The organism is Streptomyces sp. NPDC085481 (assembly GCF_044541845.1).
Classification (GTDB): domain Bacteria; phylum Actinomycetota; class Actinomycetes; order Streptomycetales; family Streptomycetaceae; genus Streptomyces.
Genome location: NZ_JBITTJ010000016.1, coordinates 48,558 through 66,138, shown reverse-complemented (window position 1 = coordinate 66,138; position 17,581 = coordinate 48,558). Strand labels below are relative to the sequence as shown.

The following is a 17,581-nucleotide window of genomic DNA, read 5'->3' as shown; positions in this document are numbered from 1 at the left end:
CGAAGGACACTGCCTAGCGATCAGCCTCCGCCACCGCCCGCCGCGCCGCCGTCGCCTCGTCTCCGGCCCGGGTCGCCGCCGCGGGATCGCCGCCGAGGGCGTGTGCCCTGGCCAGCGTGTCGAGGCCGACCGCCAGCCAGGTGAGCGAGCCGATCTGGCGCCACAGTCCGACGGCGGCCTCCGCCCGGCGGCGGGCCTGCGCGGGGCGACCGGCGGCGAGTTGGGCCTCCGCGAGGGCGTACAGGGTCGCCGCCTCGCCCCAGAGGTTGCCGAACTCCCGGTACGTCCACAGGCTTCGGGCGAGGAGGCGGCGGCCCTCCCGGTGGGCGCCCTGGCGGACCAGGACGTCGCCGAGCCAGCAGACCGCGTGCGTGGCACCGAGCCGGTCGCCGAGGGCCTCGCTGATCGCGGCGGCCGCACGGAAGCAGTCGGCGGCGAGGGCGTGGTCACCGAGGGCCCGGTGGCTCTGTCCCAGGCAGCGCAGGGCCTGGGCCTCGCCGGGCCGGTAGCCCTCGGCGCGGCTCTCGCGCAGGCACTGTGTGAAGCGGTCCATGGCCGCTTCGACCCGGCCCTGTTCGAGGTCGATGACGCCGATGCCGTTGGCAGCGTAGACGAGGCAGTTGACGTTGCCGGCCGACCGGGCCAGTTCGATGGCCAGCGCGAAGTGCCGTACGGCCGAGGAGTACTGGCCGAGCAGCCGGTGCACGTAGGCGAGGCCGGCCGTGGCGCTGGCCCGGTACGCGGGGCCGTGCCCCTGGGCCAGCTTCAGGGCCTGCTCGAAGTGGTCCAGTGCCTCCGGGTACCGGTCCAGGATGGTGGTGAGTTCGCCCAGGCAGCGGTGGACCTTGGCGGCGCTGCGCTGGTCGCCGGTGTGCAGGGCCGCCTTGAGCGCCCGGTCCTGGAGCCGTTCCCAGTCGTCGAAGTGACCGCCGACCTGGAACAGGGTGGTGAGCGCGGTGGCCAGTCCGGCGGCCTGCGCCACCTCCGACCGGTCGAGCGCCTGGTCGGCCACGTCGATCAGGAAGCGGCGCTCTTCGTGGAACCAGGCCAGTGGGTCGGCGAGGAGCTGGCTCGTGTCCGCCGGGGAGGGTTTCCAGGCCGCGAGTTCGGTCTGCGAGAGGCCCTGGAAGTCGACGCTGAGGGTGTCCGCGGCGACGTCGGCGAGGTGCAGGCCGGCGCTGAGCAGCCGGGCGAGCGCGTCGGCGCGGGCGGGCGGCGGGACCTCCCGGTTGGCGCGTTCGCGGCCGAGGAGTCGTACGAGATCGTGCAGCCGGTAGCGGAATCCGCCCGCGCCGACCGGCCCGATCTCCACGAGGTGCACCTCGACGAGGTCGTCGAGTACGGCCTCCGCCCGGGACAGGTTCACGTCCAGGAGGGCGGCCAGGGCCCAGGCGGCGAAGTCGGGGCCGGGAAGCAGGGCGAGCAGTCGCAGGGCGTGCCGTGTGGTGGGGGCCATCGCCTGGTACGTCAGTTCGAGGCTGGCCCGCACGGCGATGTTGCCGACGGCCAGCTCGTCGAGTTTGCGCTGCTCGTCGGCGAGCGCGCGGGCGACCTTGGCGAGGGGCCAGTGCGGCCGTGCGGCCAGTCGCGCCCCGGCGACCCACACCGCGAGCGGCAGCCCCTCGCAGGTCTCCACGATGGACTGGGCCGAGCCGGCCTCGGCGGCGGTACGGGCGGGGCCGAGCATCTCGCGCAGCAGCGCGAGCCCGGTCGCGGAGTCCAGGACGCCCAGCGGAAGGCGCCGCCCGCTCAGCTCCGCCAGCGTCGTCCGGCTCGTGACGACGGCGGCGCAGCGGGCCCCGGTGGGCAGGAGGTCGTTGACCTGGCGCGCGTCGGCGGCGTTGTCCAGGACGACCAGGGTCTGCCGCTGCGCGAGCAGGGTGCGGTAGAGGTGGATCCGGCTGGTCAGGTCCGGGGGCACGGCGCCGCCGCGTACGCCGAGCGCGCGCAGGAAGGCGCCGAGGACGGTGAACGGTTCGGCCGGTTCGTCGCCGAAGCCCAGCAGGTCCACGTAGAGCTGGCCGTCGGGGAAGCGGGCGGCGAGCAGATGTCCGGCGCGTACGGCGAGCGCCGTCTTGCCGACGCCGGCGGGGCCGGTGACCAGCAGGGTCGCCGGCCCCGGTCCCCCCTCCTCGCCGAGCTGCCGGCAGGCCTCGGCCACCTCGTCCTCGCGTCCCACGAAAAGGGCCAGGTCCGCCGGCAGGAGGTGCGGCACGAGCTGGCGTCCGCCCGTACCGTCCTGGTCCCCACCCGGGCTCTCGCCGTCGCCTTCGCCGCCGGCCGGAAGCGGGGCGTCCTCGCTCAGCGCCAGCGCCCGCCGCGCATCGACCCACTCCGCCACCGCCGCGTGGTCACCGCCGCACGCCCGCACCAGTCCCACGACCAGGTCCTCACTGGGCAGTGAGGACCGGCCGAGCGCGCTCGCCGCCGTGCTCACCGGGAGATGGTCACCGGCTCTTCGCGCCTCGCGCTCCAGTGCCCGGTACGAGAGTCCCGCCCAGGCCTTGACGGTGCGCAGCGCGGCAACGAACTCGGCGGCGGTCCGGACCGTACCGGGCCTGGGTAACGGCGTCGTCACCCAGCGGATGCTACCGACACGCGCAGTGAAGCGACCAGGCGGACACCGGCCAGGCCGGACCGGCCACCCCTCATAGATGCACACGCCGATACACCACGTACACAATAGACATCGCTTGCAATTATCCCGCGCCTGCAAGTATTGTCGTAGCCCGTAAGCCCCCCGTGCAATCTTTCTGGAAGGTTCGTCATGCCTCTCGCGCTCCTGGCCCTGGCCATCGGGGCCTTCGGGATCGGCACCACCGAGTTCGTGATCATGGGCGTGCTGCCCCAGGTCGCCGGTGACTTCGGTGTCTCCATCCCCACCGCCGGATGGCTGGTGACCGGATACGCCCTCGGCGTCGTCTTCGGGGCGCCGCTGCTCACGGTGCTCGGCACCAAGGTCTCCCGCAAGAAGATGCTCATGTTCCTCATGGGGCTCTTCGTCCTCGGGAACCTGCTCTCCGCCCTCGCCCCGACCTTCGGGCTCATGCTGGTCGGCCGTGTGGTCGCCTCCCTCGCCCACGGCGCGTTCTTCGGCATCGGCTCGGTCGTCGCGGCCGACCTCGTCGCACCGCAGAAGAAGGCATCGGCCATCTCGCTGATGTTCATGGGGCTGACCGTCGCCAACATCGTCGGCGTCCCCCTGGGCACGTACATCGGTCAGGCCGCAGGCTGGCGGGTCACCTTCGCCATCGTCGCCTCGCTCGGCGTGGTCGGGTTCCTCGGTGTCGCCAAGCTCGTGCCCGAGCAGGGCCGGCCGGAGTCGCACGACGTCCGTCGCGAGTTCGCCGCCTTCAGGAACGTGCAGGTCTGGCTCGCCATGGCGATGACCGTGCTCGGTTACGGGGGTGTCTTCGCGGCCATCACGTACATCACGCCCATGATGACCGAGGTCGCCGGCTACACCGAGGGCGCGGTCACCTGGCTGCTGGTCCTGTTCGGCATCGGCATGTTCCTGGGCAACCTGCTGGGCGGCCGGTTCGCCGACCGGGCTCTGATGCCCATGCTCTTCGTCTCGCTCGGGGCGCTCGCGGTGGTGCTGCTCGTCTTCACCGCCACCGCGCACGACAAGCTGCTCGCCGCGATCACCCTCACGCTGATCGGCGCCCTCGGCTTCGCGACCGTACCGCCGCTCCAGAAGTGGGTGCTCGACCAGGCGTCCTCCGCCCCCACCCTCGCCTCGGCCGCCAACATCGGCGCCTTCAACCTCGGCAACGCGCTCGCCGCGTGGCTCGGCGGCACCGTGATCTCCGCGGGCCTCGGTTACACCTCCCCCAACTGGGTCGGCGCGCTGCTGTCCGGCACGGCCCTGCTGCTGGCGTTCCTGGCCGCCGGCCTCGACCGGCGCACCCGGGCCGCGAAGGCCCTCGCCGCGGCGGACGGAACCACGACGGACACGCCGGACACCCCGGACACCCCGGCTCCGGCCGAGGCCCGGGTCCCGGCCGGCCACCTCTGATCCGCTTCCCCCCTCACGTACACGCAAGGAAAGAAGGCAAGCACCATGAGCCTCACCACCCACGACGCCGAGATCCTGGTCACCGCCGCCCGCAGCGCCGCTGAAACCGCCGGGGTCACGGTCAGCGTCACCGTCCTCGACGCCGGCGGTCACCTGCTCGCCTTCCGCCGCGACGACCGCGCCGTCCTCATCTCCGGCGAGACCAGCACCCGCAAGGCCTACACCGCGCTCCAGCTGAACGCCCCGACCGCCGACCTGGTCGACCTGGTCAAGCCCGACGGCCCGTTCCACTCGCTGCCGACCGCCCTCGACCGGCCGCTGCTGTTCATCGCCGGCGGGCTCCCCGTCCACCGCGAAGGCCGGCTGATCGGTGCGATCGGCGTGGGCGGCGGCGCCCCCGAGCAGGACCACGGCTTCGCCGAGGCGGCCCTGGCCCAGCTCGGCTGACCTCCCCTCGCCGGACCACCGGGCCCTCGCCGGGCGTCTCACGCGCCGGCGAGGGCCCGGTCCCTTCCCGGTCAGTTCACGAACACCACGGGGCTCCCGGCCTGGGTGGTGTCGAGCACCGGGCCGTACTTGGCGGTGAAGTAGCCGTTGGCCGGGCAGGTGCCCGGACCGCTGAACTTGGTGAACAACTGGTCGGTGAAGCTGAGCGAGTTGTCCGTGTTGGAGGGCGTCGCCGTCAGGCTGCCCGCCCGGTAGACACAGGTCGTCACGCCCAGGATCGTGTTGATCTTCAGGGTCGTCTGGATCGGGCCCGCCGCGCCCGCGGACACGGTGAGCGACCCGCCGGAACTGACGGCGGCCGAGAACGGCAGGTTGTTGACGGTGATGCTCTGGACGCCCGTCGCTCCCACGATGTTGGTGGTGCAGCTGCTGAGCGTGTGGGCAGTGACGGTCTCGGTGGCGGTGCCGGGGGCGGCGGGGTTGGCGGTCGCCGTGGCGGTGAAGGCGGAGGTGTTGCAGGTGATGCCGGAGCTGCCGCCCTGCGTGGTCGCGATCCTCGCCTTGGTCCCGGAGGCCAGGGAGGCGGAGAGGACGTCGCCGGTCGCGACGGCGGTGCCGCCCGCGCTTCCGGTGGTCAGCACGTTGCCGGCGGCCGCGGCCGCGAGGCCGGTCGCGGAGGCGGAGGCGGTCACCGCGAGCACGGCGGCGACGGCGGCTCCTAACGCCGCGGAGAGAGCACGCTTGTCCATGGGGGTTCCTTTCGCACGGTGGCGGAGGGGTGGGAGAACTCGGCGGTCGGCGTGGGCACATGCGCACGTGGGGACGTACGAGGGGCGCGCCGCGCGGGGGATCACGCGCCGAACCCGTACAGCGGAGCCCTGCCCGCGGGGGGGGGGACGTGCGGGGGGGTACTCGGGTGCACGGTGACGGGTACGTGGTGACGCGGCGGCTGCATGACGGCGACGGCCACCGCCGGAACGATCCGGCGCCACGGATCTCCGACAGCGGTGTCGCGATACGGGGTGGAGCGTAATACTCGGTGTTGCGGTGCCCGGCGGCGGCGCGTCCCGTGCCACACGGACGGGTGCGGCCTCACCGGTTCGCCCGGAACACCGAAAGGAAAACCCACGAGGGTTGTAATCCTGCCGAGTATGTGACGTCAACAACCGCCGGAGGATGTGGCCGATGACGAGCGCTCGCGGTGCCGAGGAGGAACTCGTCCTGCCCGGGGCCCGCACGGGCCGCGAACCGGAGCGCTCGCTGCGCCCGGGCCCGCGCCGACTCAGCCCCGAACAGGTGGCCTCGCGCCAGCGGGAGCGCCTCCTGGACGGCATGGCCCGCACGGTCGCGGCGAACGGCTACACGGGTGCGCGGATCAGCGACATCTGCCGGGCCGCAGGGGTGACCCGACCGGTCTTCTACGAGCTGTTCTCCGGCAAGGAGGACGCGATGGTCGCCGCCTACCGGGGCGGTACGCAGACGGTGGTACGGGCCATGCAGCGGGCGTACGAGGAGGCGGGCGGCGCGGCGTCCTGGCCGGCCGCCGTGCGGGCCGGTCTCCAGGTGCTCCTCACGCTGCTCGCGCAGACCCCGGCCTTCGCCACGATGGTGGTCGAGATCGAGTCCGTGGGGCCCGCCGGACGCCGGGCACGGGCCGAACTTCTGGCCAGTTTTCGCCGGTTCTTCACCGACGCTCCACCGGGGCCGCCCGGGGTTGCGCGGGCCGAGCTGGTGGACGCCGTCGTGGGCGCGGTCCACGCGTCCGTCCACCGGGCGGTGGACGAGGGCCGGCTCGCCGATCTGCCGGACCTCCTGGACGTCCTGGTGCACGTGGTCGTGGCGCCCTTCGCACACGTGGCGCAGGAGACCCGGGCGGCACACCCGACGCCCTCCCCTTGATCCCCAACAGCCTTTTGTTACTGGGTAGTTGACTAGGCCATCCACCGGGCGTACGTTCCGATCGGTTCCCTGCGGCACGGCTGCCTCCGCACGAGTCCGGGAAGACCCAGGCGGGTTGGGGAACCGTCCGCGCCAGGACGTCGCCGCGCTCTGTTTCCTCACGCATGTCAGGAGCACCGCATGGCCCTGTCCGAAGACACCCCCACCCCCGACTCCCCTCCCACCGCGAGCAGCGACTCGGCCAGACGCGGCGGGGTCCGCTACCGCCGGGCCGCCCTGATGGGCATCCCGGCCTTCCTCGCCGCCGGCACCCTGGTGATGCTCACCGCCACGGGCGCGCTCGCCGCCCAGTTCGCCATCTCCGGCATGCCGTTCACCGTGACCGCCGACTCCATGGAGGGCACGGGCTTCGGCCAGTTCGGAGGGCTCGACAGCATGCCCGAGGGCAGCCCCAACGAAGGCGACACCGGCGGGCAGGTGCTGGTCATCGTGACCGCGATCCGCGAGGCGAAGCTCACCAACCTGTGCCAGAGCGTGGAGATCGGCGGCACCTATCTGCACATCACCGCCGGCAACAAGGGCACCGCGGTCAAGGCCTCCGGGCTGACCACCGACTCGACCGAGATCTCCGGCAAGCTGGCGGACTTCGACAACATCGAGATCGGCGGGGACGCCAGCACCTTCGACAAGCCCCCGGTCAAGGGCCCGCTCGGCTCCTTCGGCCAGCAGGCGGACACGGTCACCATCAAGGACCTGCGGCAGACCAACTACGCGACGACCGCCGTACGGTTCACGCTGCCCGATCTGCGCATGGGCTTCAGCTCGAAGGGCTGCTGAGCATGGCGTCGGCCACGGAGACTCCGCCGGCGGCCCGCCGCCGGCACCCCTGGCGGGCGTTCCGGCGCTGGCGGCACCGCCGCCCGTTCGGCGCGGGTGTCGCCGTGGCGCTGGGCGGCGCCGAGATCCTGGTGACCCAGCGGGCGAGCATGTCGGTGGTCCTGACGGCCGGGGCGGACAGCCTGGTGGGCTACGTCCTGCCGATCATCATGGTGGTCTGCGGCCTGCTCATCGTGGTCAACCCCCGCCAGCGGCTCTTCTATTCGGTGATCGGCGTCCTCGCCTCGCTGGCGAGCTGGGTGACGTCCAACCTGGGCGGCTTCTTCATCGGCATGCTGCTCGGCGTCATCGGCAGCTCGCTCGCCTTCGGCTGGCTGCCCGACCGGCCCCGCCGCCGCCGATGGCTGCGCCGGGGCCGCCGTACCACTGCGGACGCGCCTTAGGCGGTGTCCGGGCCGTGGGCGACGGTGACGACGATCTTGTCCACCCGGGCGCCGGCCTCCAGGTAGCGGCGCTCCTCGGCGATCTCCTCCAGTGGGAAGGTGCGGTGGACGGCGGGCCGGAAGGCCCCCGTCCACAGTCCCGGGACCCTGTCCGACGGCGTCGCCATACCCACTTTTTTGTGCGTACTTGTCGTCGCCCCCGGGCCGGGAGAGTCTGGTGGTGGCCAAGGGAGCTTCACGGGAAAGGAGATTGACGAGGGATCAGGACGCGGCGCGCTCCTCGGCGAGCCGGTCCAGGCGGCGGTGGCCCCAGTCGGAGAGGGGAGCCAGCGCCTGTGCGAGCTCGCGGCCGGCATCGGTGAGCGAGTAGACGGTCTTCGGCGGCACCACGTCGTGCACCTCGCGGTGGACGAGCCCGTCCGTCTCCATCTCCCGCAGGGCCTGTGTCAGCACCTTCTCGCTGATCGCGGGGATCTTCCGGCGCAGTTCGCCGGGCCGGTGCGGGCCGGATTCGAGCAGCCACAGCAGCAGGGTCTTCCACTTGCCGTCGATCACGGCGACCGCGGCGGTCACGCCGCACACATCGGTGTCCCTGGCCCGGCTGCGCGTCATCGATCTCTTCCCCGTCTCTTGGTCTGTTCCGTCATTCCTTCATTTTTCCTGCCTCACTGACAAGGGAGTTCCGTCATGTCTTCTTCCCCCGAGTCCTCGCCCGAGCAGTCCGCCGTCACCGTGATCGGGCTCGGCCCCATGGGCCGGGCGCTCGCCGGCGCGTTCGTTGCCGCCGGTGTGCGCACCACCGTGTGGAACCGCACCCCGGGCCGGGACCGCGAGCTGGTCGAGCGGGGCGCCGTCGGTGCCGCGAGCGCCGCCGAAGCGGTCGCGGCGAGCCCGCTGACCGTCGCCTGCCTGGTCAACTACGACGCCACCGACGCCGTCCTGCGGCAGGAGGCCGTCACGGCCGCGCTCAAGGGGCGCGCTCTGGTGAACCTGACCGCCGACACCCCGGACCGGGCCCGGGACACCGGGCGGTGGGCCGCCGAGCACGGCATCGGCTATCTCGACGGCGCCATCATGACGCCGACCCCGAGCATCGGCACGCCCGCGGCGGTGTTCCTGCACAGTGGCCCGGAGGAGCTCTACCGCGAACACCGGCCGGTGCTCGACGTCCTGGGCGGCACCCACACCCACCTGGGCGAGGACATCGGCCGCGCGGCGGCGTACGACCTCGCGCTGCTCGACATCTTCTGGACGTCGATGGCCGGATATGTGCACGCGCTGGCCCTCGCGGGCGCGGAGGGCGTCTCGCCGCGCGCACTGGCCCCGTTCGCACAGGGGATCGGCGCGATCCTGCCGCCGCTGTTCCAGGAGTGGGCCGAGGACGTGGAGAGCGGCGGCTATTCGGGCGAGGGCAATCCGCTGACGTCCGCGGTGTCGTCGATGGCGCACATCGTCCACGCCTCCGAGGCCCACGGCATCGACGCGGGCGTGATGCGCGCCGCCGAGGGCCTGGCCCGCCGCACCGTGGGGCTCGGCCACGGCGCGGACGGGTTCTCCCGGCTCGCGGAGGTCCTCGGACGCCGCTAGTCCGTTCGGGCGCCGCCGGTCCGTGACGTCGGCGTCTGCGCGCGGCAGCCCGTCACAGCCTGCGCAGCGCGCCCTCCGCCCGCAGGTCGGCGAGGGTCGGGTAGCCGTCGACGGCCATGACCAGGTCCGCCTCGGCGAGCAGCGAGCGCAGGACGTGGACGATGCCGTCGGTGCCTTCCAGGGCGAGGCCGTAGGCGTACGGGCGGCCGACGGCGACCGCCGTGGCGCCGAGGGCGAGGGCCTTGACGACGTCGGCGCCGGTGCGGACGCCCGAGTCGAAGAGCACGGGCAGTCCGTCGGCGGCCGCGACCACGTCCGGCAGGGCGTCGAGGGCGGGCAGTCCGCCGTTGGCCTGGCGGCCACCGTGGTTGGAGCAGTAGACGCCGTCCACTCCGCCGTCCCTGGCCCGGCGGACGTCCTCGGGGTGGCAGATGCCCTTGAGGATGAGCGGAAGACCGGTGAGGGACCGCAGCCAGGGCAGGTCGTCCCAGGTCAGCGGATTACCGAAGATGCCGGTCCATTCCAGGACGGCGGCCTGCGGGTCCTCCTCCGGCGTCTTGGCGAGGCGGGCCCGGAAGACCGGGTCGGAAGTGTAGTTGGCGAGCGCGTGTCCGCGCAGCTGGGGGAAGTTGCCGGTGGCGAGGTCGCGCGGGCGCCAGCCGGTGACCCAGGTGTCGAGGGTGACGACGATGCCGCGGAAGCCGGCCGCCTCGGCGCGTCGCACCAGGCTCTCGGCGAGGGCGCGGTCGGTCGGCGTGTAGAGCTGGAAGAAGCCGGGGGTGTCGCCGGACTCGGCGGCGACCTGCTCCAGGGGGTCGACGCTCAGGGTGGAGGCGATCATCGGGACGCCGGTACGGGCCGCGGCGCGGGCGGTGGCGAGGTCGCCGTGTCCGTCCTGGGCGCACAGGCCGATGACGCCGACGGGCGCCATGAGGAGGGGGGTGGGCAGCCGGAGTCCGAACAGGTCGACGGTCAGGTCGCGTGAGGCCGCGCCGACCATCATCCGGGGCACCAGACCCCAGTGGTGGAAGGCCTCGGCGTTGGCGCGCTGGGTGTGTTCGTCGCCCGCGCCGCCGGCGACGTACGACCAGACGGACGGCGGGAGCGCGGCCTCGGCACGCTTCTCCAGTTCGGCGAAGGTCATCGGCAGGGTCGGCACGGTCCCGAAGAGGCCGTTCAGATAGATCTCGTTCTGGTAGTCGCCGAACCGCTGGTTCATCGCGTCGCTCACCCTTCGCCCTTCCGCCGGTCTGCGCTGGGCAGGGACGCTACCGCCCGGTACCCGCGCAAGGCCATGGCCCGGGACGGCGGGCCGTGACGGGAATCAGGCGGCGAGCGAGAGGTCCTGGCGGACGACGATGGCGTTGAGCCGGATCGCGAACGGTACGGCGTCGGTCATCTCCAGCGCGCCCACGCCGGCCTTGTCGAGGCCGATGCTGACGTCGATGCAGAAGGCTATGGCGTACATGTACGCGCCGGTCTCCTCGTCCTGGAGGGCGAAGAACAGGTCGCGGTAGTAGCGGGTGCGCTCCGCGCCCTCCTCGTAGTACGAGAGCCCCGACTCGCCCTCCTGGGCGGCGAGTCCGGTGAACGCGTCCACGAGTTCGCGTTCGATGGTGTCCCAGAACGAGGCCTCCGCCGACTCGGGCGGCAGGGCCTGGCGTACGGCCTCCTTGAGGGAGAGCACCATCACGAGCACGGGGGCGTGCTCCTGGAGCCCCCAACCGCACACCATCTTCACGATGCTGCTGTCGGGGATCGCGGCGGCGGCCTCGCGGATGTGGTCGAAGTCGTAGTTGACGGTGGCGGGGGCGATGGCCTCCTGGAAGGCGCTGCCGAGGGCCTGCGCCTGGGCGAGGTGGGCGGGGCCGACCTCGATGACCGTCTTGAAGCTTGCGGCCAAGACTCCTCCTTAAACAATCTGTTGATCTAAGGAGGGGTCAGTATGCCGCAGAGACCGCTGCCCGGAGGAGGTGGGTCCGGACACGGTCCGGACACGACAGTCCCCGGCAATCCTCTTCGGTGCCCGGGGTCGTCGGTCGTCGCCGATTCCTCCGTCACCGACAGGATCTGCCGGGGGCCTGGCCAGAGCCGAGATCAGGGTCACGCGGGCCTTCGGACGTCTCCGTCGGCGGGTGCGGCTCTCTCCGGTTTTCCGGTGTATTGACGAGTTTCCTCCCTATTTGCCCCAAGTCAATACCTTCCTCAGGATTGGTTCGGATTCCCCGCGTAGCCTGGAAGGACCATGTGCCCTTCCGTGATCCCCCGCGGGCCGGGCGCCACCGCCTGGTCGCCCGAGACGGTGACCACCGACCCGTACAACGCCGAGACCCCGTCGGCCGCCCTGACCGAGCCGGTCACCCCCGCGGGCGCCCTTTTCGTGCGCGACCACTTCGGCGTCCCCCGCACCGCGCCCGACGCGTGGCGGCTGCGGATCGAGGGGGCGGTGCGCACCCCGTACACCCTCGGCTACGACGAGTTGGCGGCGCTCCCGCACAGGGAGCTCGAGGTGGTCCTGGAGTGCGCGGGCAACGGGCGCGGCACGATGACGCCGCGGCCGCCCGGACTGCCCTGGGGCCAGCGGGCGGTCGGCTGCGCGCGGTTCGCCGGGGTGCCGTTCGGGTCGGTGGCCGAGCGGGCCGGGGTGGACCCGGCGGCCGTCGAGTTCGTCTTCACGGGTGCCGACTCCGGGAGCGTGCACGGCCGGCCGGCCGCCTTCGAGCGCAGCCTCCCGCTGCCCGTCGCCCTCCACCCGGACACCCTCCTCGCCACCCACCTGGGCGGCGCGCCCCTCACCCCCGAGCACGGCGCGCCCGTGCGGCTCGTGGTCCCCGGGCGGTACGCCGTGGCGGACGTGAAGTGGCTGGTCGGGGTGCGGGCGGTGACCGTGCCCTTCGCGGGCGTCTTCCAGACGGAGGAGTACGTGTACGTCGACGCGCGCGGCACCCCCGAGGGGCCGGTGACCGCACTGCGGGTCAAGTCCCTGATCACCGCGCCCGAGCCGGACGAGGACCTGCGGCGCGGCCGCGCGACGGTGGTGCGGGGCCGTGCCTGGTCGGGCGAGGGGGTCCCGGTGCGGCGGGTCGAGGTGCGGGCCGTGCCCGAGGACGAGCCGGAGGCGGAGTCGGCCGGCTGGCAGGACGCGGACCTGGAGGCGCCCTCGGGGCCGTACGCCTGGACGGGCTGGTCGTACCGGTGGACCCCGCGCTCCCCCGGTCGCTACCGGGTGCTCGCCCGGGCCACCGACGCGCACGGCGCCACCCAGCCGGACCAGGCCCCCTGGAACGCCCACGGCTACGGCTGCAACACCGTCGCCGCGGTCGACGTGGTGGTCGTCTGAGGCCATCGGACGGTCGGCCGAAGTCGGTCGGCCGAGGTCGGTCGGCCGAGGTTGTTCTACCGAGGTCACCGGCGAGGGTCAGCCGATCGGATGATCCGGTCGGCCCGGGAGCGGCCCGACCGGCGAGACACCCCCGGGCACTGTCAGTGGTGTGGTGTTGGCTGGGAGTCGCACAGCATCCGTTACGAGGAGTCGCCATGACCGCCGCCGCCCACCGCAACGTCCAGCCGCCCGCCGCGCAGGCCTCGCTCGGCGCGGGGGTGGTGGTGACCGACGACGCGGGCCGGGTGCTGCTCGGCCTGCACCGCTCGGGCGTGTGGGAACTGCCCGGTGGCAAGGTGGAGCCGGGCGAGTCGATCGAGCAGGCGGCGGTCCGCGAACTCGCCGAGGAGACCTCGCTCGTGGCGGACCCGGCCGACGTCGCGGTCGTCGGTCTGATCCTCGACACCGAGACCTCGGCGGAGCTGACCAGGATGACCGCGGCGACGGTCGTCCGCGCCCACACCGGCGCCCCGGCGGTCACCGAGCCCGACAACATCGAGCGCTGGGAGTGGATCCCGCTCGACCGCCTGCCCGCCGGCCTGTTCCTGCCCTCGGCCCAGGCGCTGAAGCTGTGGCGCCCCGAACTGCCCATCGAGGACGGCCCGTTCCACCGCTACGTAGTGGTGCCCCGATAGGGCCTTTCACCGCCAGGACGCCCCTGACATCATGCCGAAGGGGAGGGGGATGCACTGTGGGTACGGGAGACCGGGTGACGGTTCCACCGCCGGGCGACGTGGCGACGCTGGCGGCACGCGAGGCAGGACTCGGGGTGTACTTGAGGGGGTTCCGCGCGCAGCACTCCGAGGGCGAGCTGCGGAGCCGGCGGCGGTCCTTGTTACCGCCGCCGGTGGTCCTGCTGCTCGGGGTGGCGGCGCTGGCGGTGCCGGTGCTCGCCACCAGCGAGGTGGGCGTGGGGCTGGGGGTCTCGCTCCTCGTCCTGCCGTTCGGCGTCCTCGGCCTGGTGCTGTGGCAGTCCTGTCGCGCCCCCGCGGCGGCGCTGCGGCCGTGCGAGTACCTGTACCTGTACGAGCGGGGTCTGGTCGTCCCCGGTGAGGACGGCCACGCGCGGGCGGTGCCGTGGCGGTCCGTCACGGCGATGCACCAGGACGTCACCCGTACCTACGTGCACGGCGGTTACACGGGCACGCGCTACTACTACCGCCTCCTCACCGGCGGCCGCTGTGAGGTGACCGTCGGCGGGTTCCTCAACGAGGAGACCGTGCCGAAGCCCTCCGACTCACAGATCCGCGAACTGGCCCAGATCGTCCTGGACGAGACCGTGCGCCGCGCCATGCCCCCGGCGGTCACGGCCCTGGAGGCGGGGCAGCCGGTCGCGTTCGGCGACGTGGCCCTCGACGGCGAGGGGATCAGACTGCCCTCGGGGACGGCCCCCTGGGAGCGGGTGAAGCACTGCGAGCTGCGCGGGGACGGGCTCTTCGTGGTGCGCACGGCCGGGGTCGGGCGGTGGGCGCGGGAGTCGAAGGAAATACCGGACTTCCCCGTCTTCTGGGCGCTGGTCAAGGAGCTCTTCCCGCACGCCCGCGAGTCCCGCCGCTGACCGGAGGGCTCGCTCTCGCTCCGCGAGCCGGACGGTCGGCTAGCCGCTCGGCGTGCCGGGGGGCTGCCAGCCGTCGGCGAGGATGCCGAAGACCTCCTCCACCGCCGCCCGGCGATCCTTCCGCCCCTGCGCGAGGACCGGGACCTCCAGGGCGAATCGAGCGAGCGCGGCGCAGGCGAGGTTGCCGTGCTCCACACCGAACGCGTCGGCGATGGCCGCGCCGAGGGTGTCGGCGTGGCGGGTCCACCTGCGCTCGGCGTACGCGCGCAGCGCCGGAGTGGAAGCCACCAGGTGGTTGAACGCCTCCCGCTGCGGATGCGCCGCGATCGGCAGCCACGTGTCCAGGACATGCGTCCGCAGGGCGTCGATGACGCTCTGGCCGGTCTCACGCCCGCGTACCGCGGCGGCCAGGCCGGCGTCCGTGCTCTCTTCCCGGTCGAAGACCAGGGCCTCCTTGCCGGTGAAGTGCTTGAACACCGTGGTGGTCGACACGTCGGCGGCTTCGGCGATGTCCCGGATGCTCACGTGGTCATAGCCGCGCTCCAGGAAGAGGCGGAGTGCGGCGTCGGCGATCGCCTGCCGGGTGGCCGCCTTCTTGCGTTCGCGGCGGCCGGTCGGGGGCTCGGTCATGGCGCGCTCCTAGCCGAGGGCGGCATTCGTAGCTTTATGCATCACAGAGCTTAGTCGCGCGATCACATGAGTTGTCGGATTTCACTTTTCTGCCGGGCGAGACCTCGACCGTCCCGGCGGGGGTGTCACCGAGCAAAGCGGGCCCGACGTGGCTAGCGTGGCCGTAGAGACAAGGACGTCCACGATCGGAAGAGAGAGTCATCGTCATGACCTCACGACCTGAAGGCACCCCGGCCTGGACCGACGCCATGTTCACCGATGTCGAGGGCGCGAAGTCGTTCTACGGCGACGTGCTCGGCTGGACCTTCGGCGAGGCCTCCTCGGAGTTCGGGAACTACACCCAGGCCTATCGCGACGGCAAGGCCGTCGCGGCCGTCGTTCCCCCGATGCCCGGGCAGGACGGCGAGCCGCAGTCGGCCTGGTGTCTGTACTTCGCCTCCCCCGACGTCGCCGCCACGGCCGAGAAGATCAAGAGCGCGGGCGGCACGCTGCTGATGGAGCCCATGCAGGTGGGAGAGTTCGGCTCCATGTGCATCGCGCAGGACCCGACGGGCGTCGTGTTCGGCGTCTGGCAGGCGGGCACCCACGAGGGCTTCGAGCGCGAGGGCGAGACGGGCAGCTACGTATGGGCAGAGGTGTTCACCCGCGAGCCGAAGAAGGCCGACGCGTTCTTCACCCAGGTCTTCGGCTACAACTCGAAGAAGATCAAGGACGAGCACATGGACTACCGGGTCTTCGACCTCGGTGGTGACGCTCCCGTGCTGGGCCGGATGGTGATGACGCCGGACGACTTCCCCGCGGAGATCCCCTCGTACATCCAGATCTACTTCGCCGTCGACAACTGCGACAAGGCCGTGGAGCGGGCCGAGGCGGCCGGCGGGCGGAAGGTGTTCGGTCCGATGGACAGCCCGTTCGGCCGGTTCGCGGCGATCCTGGACCCGCAGGGCGCGGCGTTCGCGGTGATCGACGTGAAGACGACCGTCGGCGAGATGCCCGAGATGGTCTGAGCCGTCCTCGCGGGGCGCAGGTGCCCGGGATCCCCGAGGGTCCCGGGCACGCGTGCGTCCGGAGGTCAGGCGCCGTCGCGGACGGAGACGATGCCGTTGAAGACGCCTGCGTACGCGGTTCCGTCCGGGCCGATGGTGATCGGGGCCCAGTTGTTGTCGTAGGCGGGTCCGGTGCCGGTGAGTTGCCGCCAGGCCCGCCGGCCGGTGCGGAAGTCGACGGCGGTCAGGTACCAGGCGTCGATGCCGAGGGTGTTCGGCTGCTTCTCGTAGAAGTAGAGCAGGCCGTTGGCGGTGGAGAGCTTGGGCACGGTGGAGGGCGAGCGGACGTCGCTCTCCCACACGGTGTCGCAGCCGCTGCCGTCGGCTCGGACGTCGATCCGGGTGGCGCCGCCCACGACGCTGCGACCGAAGGTGAGGGTGGTGGGGTTCTCGTAGCCGTGGTTGTTCTCGACGACGAGGCTGTCGCCCCAGCTGATCAGTGAGTTGTCGGTGGTGGAGGCTCCGGATCCGAAGACGGGGACCTTGCAGACCAGGCGGTCGGCCTCGGGGACGTCCGTACCGCGGCGGTAGACGAGGACGTTCATGCGGTCGTCGGCGTTGTCGGTGATGGCGACGTAGCGCGCGCCGCGCTGTCCGAAGAGGTCGGGGGTGGTGCCCGAACCCTGGTTCACGGAACCGGGTTTGGTGCCGGTGCCGCGGTCGTAGGTCTGGCGCCACTGGACGCGCGGGGTACCGTCGGGGTCGGCGCGGAAGCTGTAGAGGGCGTGGTCGGAGACGATGGAGACGCCGTCCTCCGCGACGGAGAAGGAGTTCTGGATCTCCTCGCCGTCGAGCCTGACCGCGCGCAGGGCTCCGGTGGCCGGGTGGACGGTGCCGACCCGGCCGAGGCGGGTCACCCACCAGATGCGGCCGTCCCAGTCGGGCATCACGGAGGTGACGGGGTCGCAGACGCCGCCGGGGAAAGGGTTGGTCCAGCTGACGCAGTCGTGCGGGACGAGGGAGGTCAGGTCCCAGTCGTCCTCGACCAGGAACTCCCATGCCCCGTCCGGCTTCTGACGGTGTGCGACGCGCAGGACGTGCTGGCGCGAGTCGGCGAGGACGACGCGGTCGCGGTCGTCGAGGTAGAAGTAGGCGCCGCCGGAGGTGTCCTTGAAGATCTTCTCGAAGTCGAGTCGGGTGATCGCCTCGACGGTGGAGGAGCGCTGCGGCAGCCGGTATTCGGCGAGGGTGTCGAGGGTGCCCGGGTCGAGCAGCTTGAGCAGGAAGCCCTTGAAGGTGCCGCAGACGGTGACGAGCCGGCCGCCGGCGTCGAAGGTGACGGTGGCGCACTCGCCGCCGAGGGCGGCGATCTGCTCGCTGTCGACCCGCGGGGCGCGGCCGAGCGGCCCGGGGAAGGGGTGGGTGCCGCTGCCCGCGGCGTCGGCGTGCATGCCGCTGCGGCCGTTGGGGGCGAGGTACGGGTGCTGGGGCGGCGGCTCGCCGGGGACGGGCCGGGCGGTGGCGGGCGCGCCGTCGTAGTGGTCGACGAGCCGGTGCCCGGGGGCCAGCGGTATCGCGTCGGCGAGGGCGACGGGGGTGGCGAGCGCGAGCAGGGTCGCGCTCAGTGCGGCGACCAGCGCGAGTGCGCGGGTGCTCCGCCTGGGGGGTGGGGTGGTCAATGCGGCTCCTCGGGTCCAGCCGTACGAAGGTCGCGCCGGCGGCCGACGCTAGGCCCGAGTGCGTGAGATGTACATGGAAATGCCCTCGGTTTCACGGGCACTTCACGATCATGAA

The 17,581-nt window shown here is 72.3% G+C and carries 18 protein-coding genes; 10 read left to right on the top strand and 8 right to left on the bottom strand.

Annotated elements, in window-relative coordinates; all coding sequences use genetic code 11:
- Positions 1-13: 13 nt before the first annotated feature.
- Positions 14-2,578, bottom strand: coding sequence for an ATP-binding protein (locus ACIGEZ_RS28825; protein WP_399836581.1), 2,565 nt, complete (start codon positions 2,576-2,578; stop codon positions 14-16).
- Positions 2,579-2,767: 189 nt separating this feature from the next.
- Between ACIGEZ_RS28825 and ACIGEZ_RS28820 the strand changes: the two genes are divergently transcribed.
- Positions 2,768-4,018, top strand: coding sequence for an MFS transporter (locus ACIGEZ_RS28820; RefSeq protein ID WP_399836579.1), 1,251 nt, complete (start codon positions 2,768-2,770; stop codon positions 4,016-4,018).
- A gap of 45 nt (positions 4,019-4,063) precedes the next feature.
- The gene (locus ACIGEZ_RS28815; RefSeq protein WP_399836576.1) at positions 4,064-4,465 is read left to right on the top strand and encodes a heme-binding protein; all 402 of its coding nucleotides are present in this window, start codon (positions 4,064-4,066) and stop codon (positions 4,463-4,465) included.
- Positions 4,466-4,536: 71 nt separating this feature from the next.
- Here ACIGEZ_RS28815 and ACIGEZ_RS28810 read toward each other — a convergent pair whose 3' ends face one another.
- Complete coding sequence (locus ACIGEZ_RS28810) at positions 4,537-5,214, bottom strand: Tat pathway signal sequence domain protein (RefSeq protein ID WP_399836574.1); 678 nt, start codon at positions 5,212-5,214, stop codon at positions 4,537-4,539.
- Positions 5,215-5,650: 436 nt separating this feature from the next.
- Here ACIGEZ_RS28810 and ACIGEZ_RS28805 point away from each other — a divergent pair, with 436 nt between their 5' ends.
- The 3 genes from ACIGEZ_RS28805 (at position 5,651) to ACIGEZ_RS28795 (ending at position 7,644) form a co-directional block, all read left to right on the top strand.
- Positions 5,651-6,364: a TetR/AcrR family transcriptional regulator gene (locus ACIGEZ_RS28805; protein WP_399836571.1), complete on the top strand. Its 714-nt coding sequence runs from the start codon at positions 5,651-5,653 to the stop codon at positions 6,362-6,364.
- A gap of 180 nt (positions 6,365-6,544) precedes the next feature.
- The gene (locus tag ACIGEZ_RS28800; RefSeq protein WP_399836568.1) at positions 6,545-7,201 is read left to right on the top strand and encodes a DUF6230 family protein; all 657 of its coding nucleotides are present in this window, start codon (positions 6,545-6,547) and stop codon (positions 7,199-7,201) included.
- Between the two features lie 2 nt (positions 7,202-7,203).
- Positions 7,204-7,644: a DUF6114 domain-containing protein gene (locus ACIGEZ_RS28795; RefSeq protein ID WP_399836565.1), complete on the top strand. Its 441-nt coding sequence runs from the start codon at positions 7,204-7,206 to the stop codon at positions 7,642-7,644.
- On the opposite strand, the gene ACIGEZ_RS28790 is transcribed toward ACIGEZ_RS28795, so the two are convergent.
- Both ACIGEZ_RS28790 and ACIGEZ_RS28785 read right to left on the bottom strand, forming a co-directional pair.
- A complete protein-coding gene (locus tag ACIGEZ_RS28790; protein WP_399836563.1) occupies positions 7,641-7,811 on the bottom strand; it encodes a hypothetical protein in 171 nt (56 codons plus the stop codon). The two genes, ACIGEZ_RS28795 and ACIGEZ_RS28790, sit on opposite strands and share 4 nt — an antisense overlap.
- Positions 7,812-7,905: 94 nt before the next feature.
- On the bottom strand, positions 7,906-8,256 hold the full coding sequence (locus tag ACIGEZ_RS28785) for a winged helix-turn-helix transcriptional regulator (RefSeq protein ID WP_399836560.1): 351 nt from the start codon (positions 8,254-8,256) through the stop codon (positions 7,906-7,908).
- Positions 8,257-8,331: 75 nt separating this feature from the next.
- On the opposite strand from ACIGEZ_RS28785, the gene ACIGEZ_RS28780 reads away from it, so the two are divergent.
- Positions 8,332-9,231 (top strand): NAD(P)-dependent oxidoreductase, encoded by a 900-nt coding sequence (locus tag ACIGEZ_RS28780; RefSeq protein WP_399836557.1) that lies wholly within the window; start codon positions 8,332-8,334, stop codon positions 9,229-9,231.
- A gap of 52 nt (positions 9,232-9,283) precedes the next feature.
- Here the strand turns inward: ACIGEZ_RS28780 and ACIGEZ_RS28775 are convergent, their stop codons facing one another.
- The gene (locus ACIGEZ_RS28775) at positions 9,284-10,450 is read right to left on the bottom strand and encodes an alpha-hydroxy-acid oxidizing protein (protein ID WP_399836902.1); all 1,167 of its coding nucleotides are present in this window, start codon (positions 10,448-10,450) and stop codon (positions 9,284-9,286) included.
- Positions 10,451-10,555: 105 nt separating this feature from the next.
- A complete protein-coding gene (locus ACIGEZ_RS28770; protein WP_399836554.1) occupies positions 10,556-11,134 on the bottom strand; it encodes a Type-2Aa cytolytic delta-endotoxin in 579 nt (192 codons plus the stop codon).
- A 342-nt stretch (positions 11,135-11,476) separates the two neighbouring features.
- On the opposite strand from ACIGEZ_RS28770, the gene ACIGEZ_RS28765 reads away from it, so the two are divergent.
- The 3 genes from ACIGEZ_RS28765 (at position 11,477) to ACIGEZ_RS28755 (ending at position 14,171) form a co-directional block, all read left to right on the top strand.
- Positions 11,477-12,571: a sulfite oxidase gene (locus ACIGEZ_RS28765; RefSeq protein ID WP_399836551.1), complete on the top strand. Its 1,095-nt coding sequence runs from the start codon at positions 11,477-11,479 to the stop codon at positions 12,569-12,571.
- A gap of 197 nt (positions 12,572-12,768) precedes the next feature.
- A complete protein-coding gene (locus tag ACIGEZ_RS28760) occupies positions 12,769-13,248 on the top strand; it encodes an NUDIX hydrolase (protein WP_399836548.1) in 480 nt (159 codons plus the stop codon).
- A gap of 74 nt (positions 13,249-13,322) precedes the next feature.
- Entirely contained in the window at positions 13,323-14,171 is an 849-nt protein-coding gene (locus ACIGEZ_RS28755) for a DUF6585 family protein (RefSeq protein ID WP_399836546.1), read from the top strand.
- Positions 14,172-14,210: 39 nt separating this feature from the next.
- Here the strand turns inward: ACIGEZ_RS28755 and ACIGEZ_RS28750 are convergent, their stop codons facing one another.
- Positions 14,211-14,801, bottom strand: a complete 591-nt coding sequence (locus ACIGEZ_RS28750; RefSeq protein ID WP_399836543.1) for a TetR/AcrR family transcriptional regulator — start codon at positions 14,799-14,801, stop codon at positions 14,211-14,213.
- 206 nt (positions 14,802-15,007) lie between these two features.
- On the opposite strand from ACIGEZ_RS28750, the gene ACIGEZ_RS28745 reads away from it, so the two are divergent.
- The gene (locus tag ACIGEZ_RS28745; protein WP_399836541.1) at positions 15,008-15,808 is read left to right on the top strand and encodes a VOC family protein; all 801 of its coding nucleotides are present in this window, start codon (positions 15,008-15,010) and stop codon (positions 15,806-15,808) included.
- A 65-nt stretch (positions 15,809-15,873) separates the two neighbouring features.
- Here ACIGEZ_RS28745 and ACIGEZ_RS28740 read toward each other — a convergent pair whose 3' ends face one another.
- A complete protein-coding gene (locus tag ACIGEZ_RS28740) occupies positions 15,874-17,466 on the bottom strand; it encodes a hypothetical protein (protein WP_399836538.1) in 1,593 nt (530 codons plus the stop codon).
- Positions 17,467-17,581 lie beyond the last annotated feature (115 nt).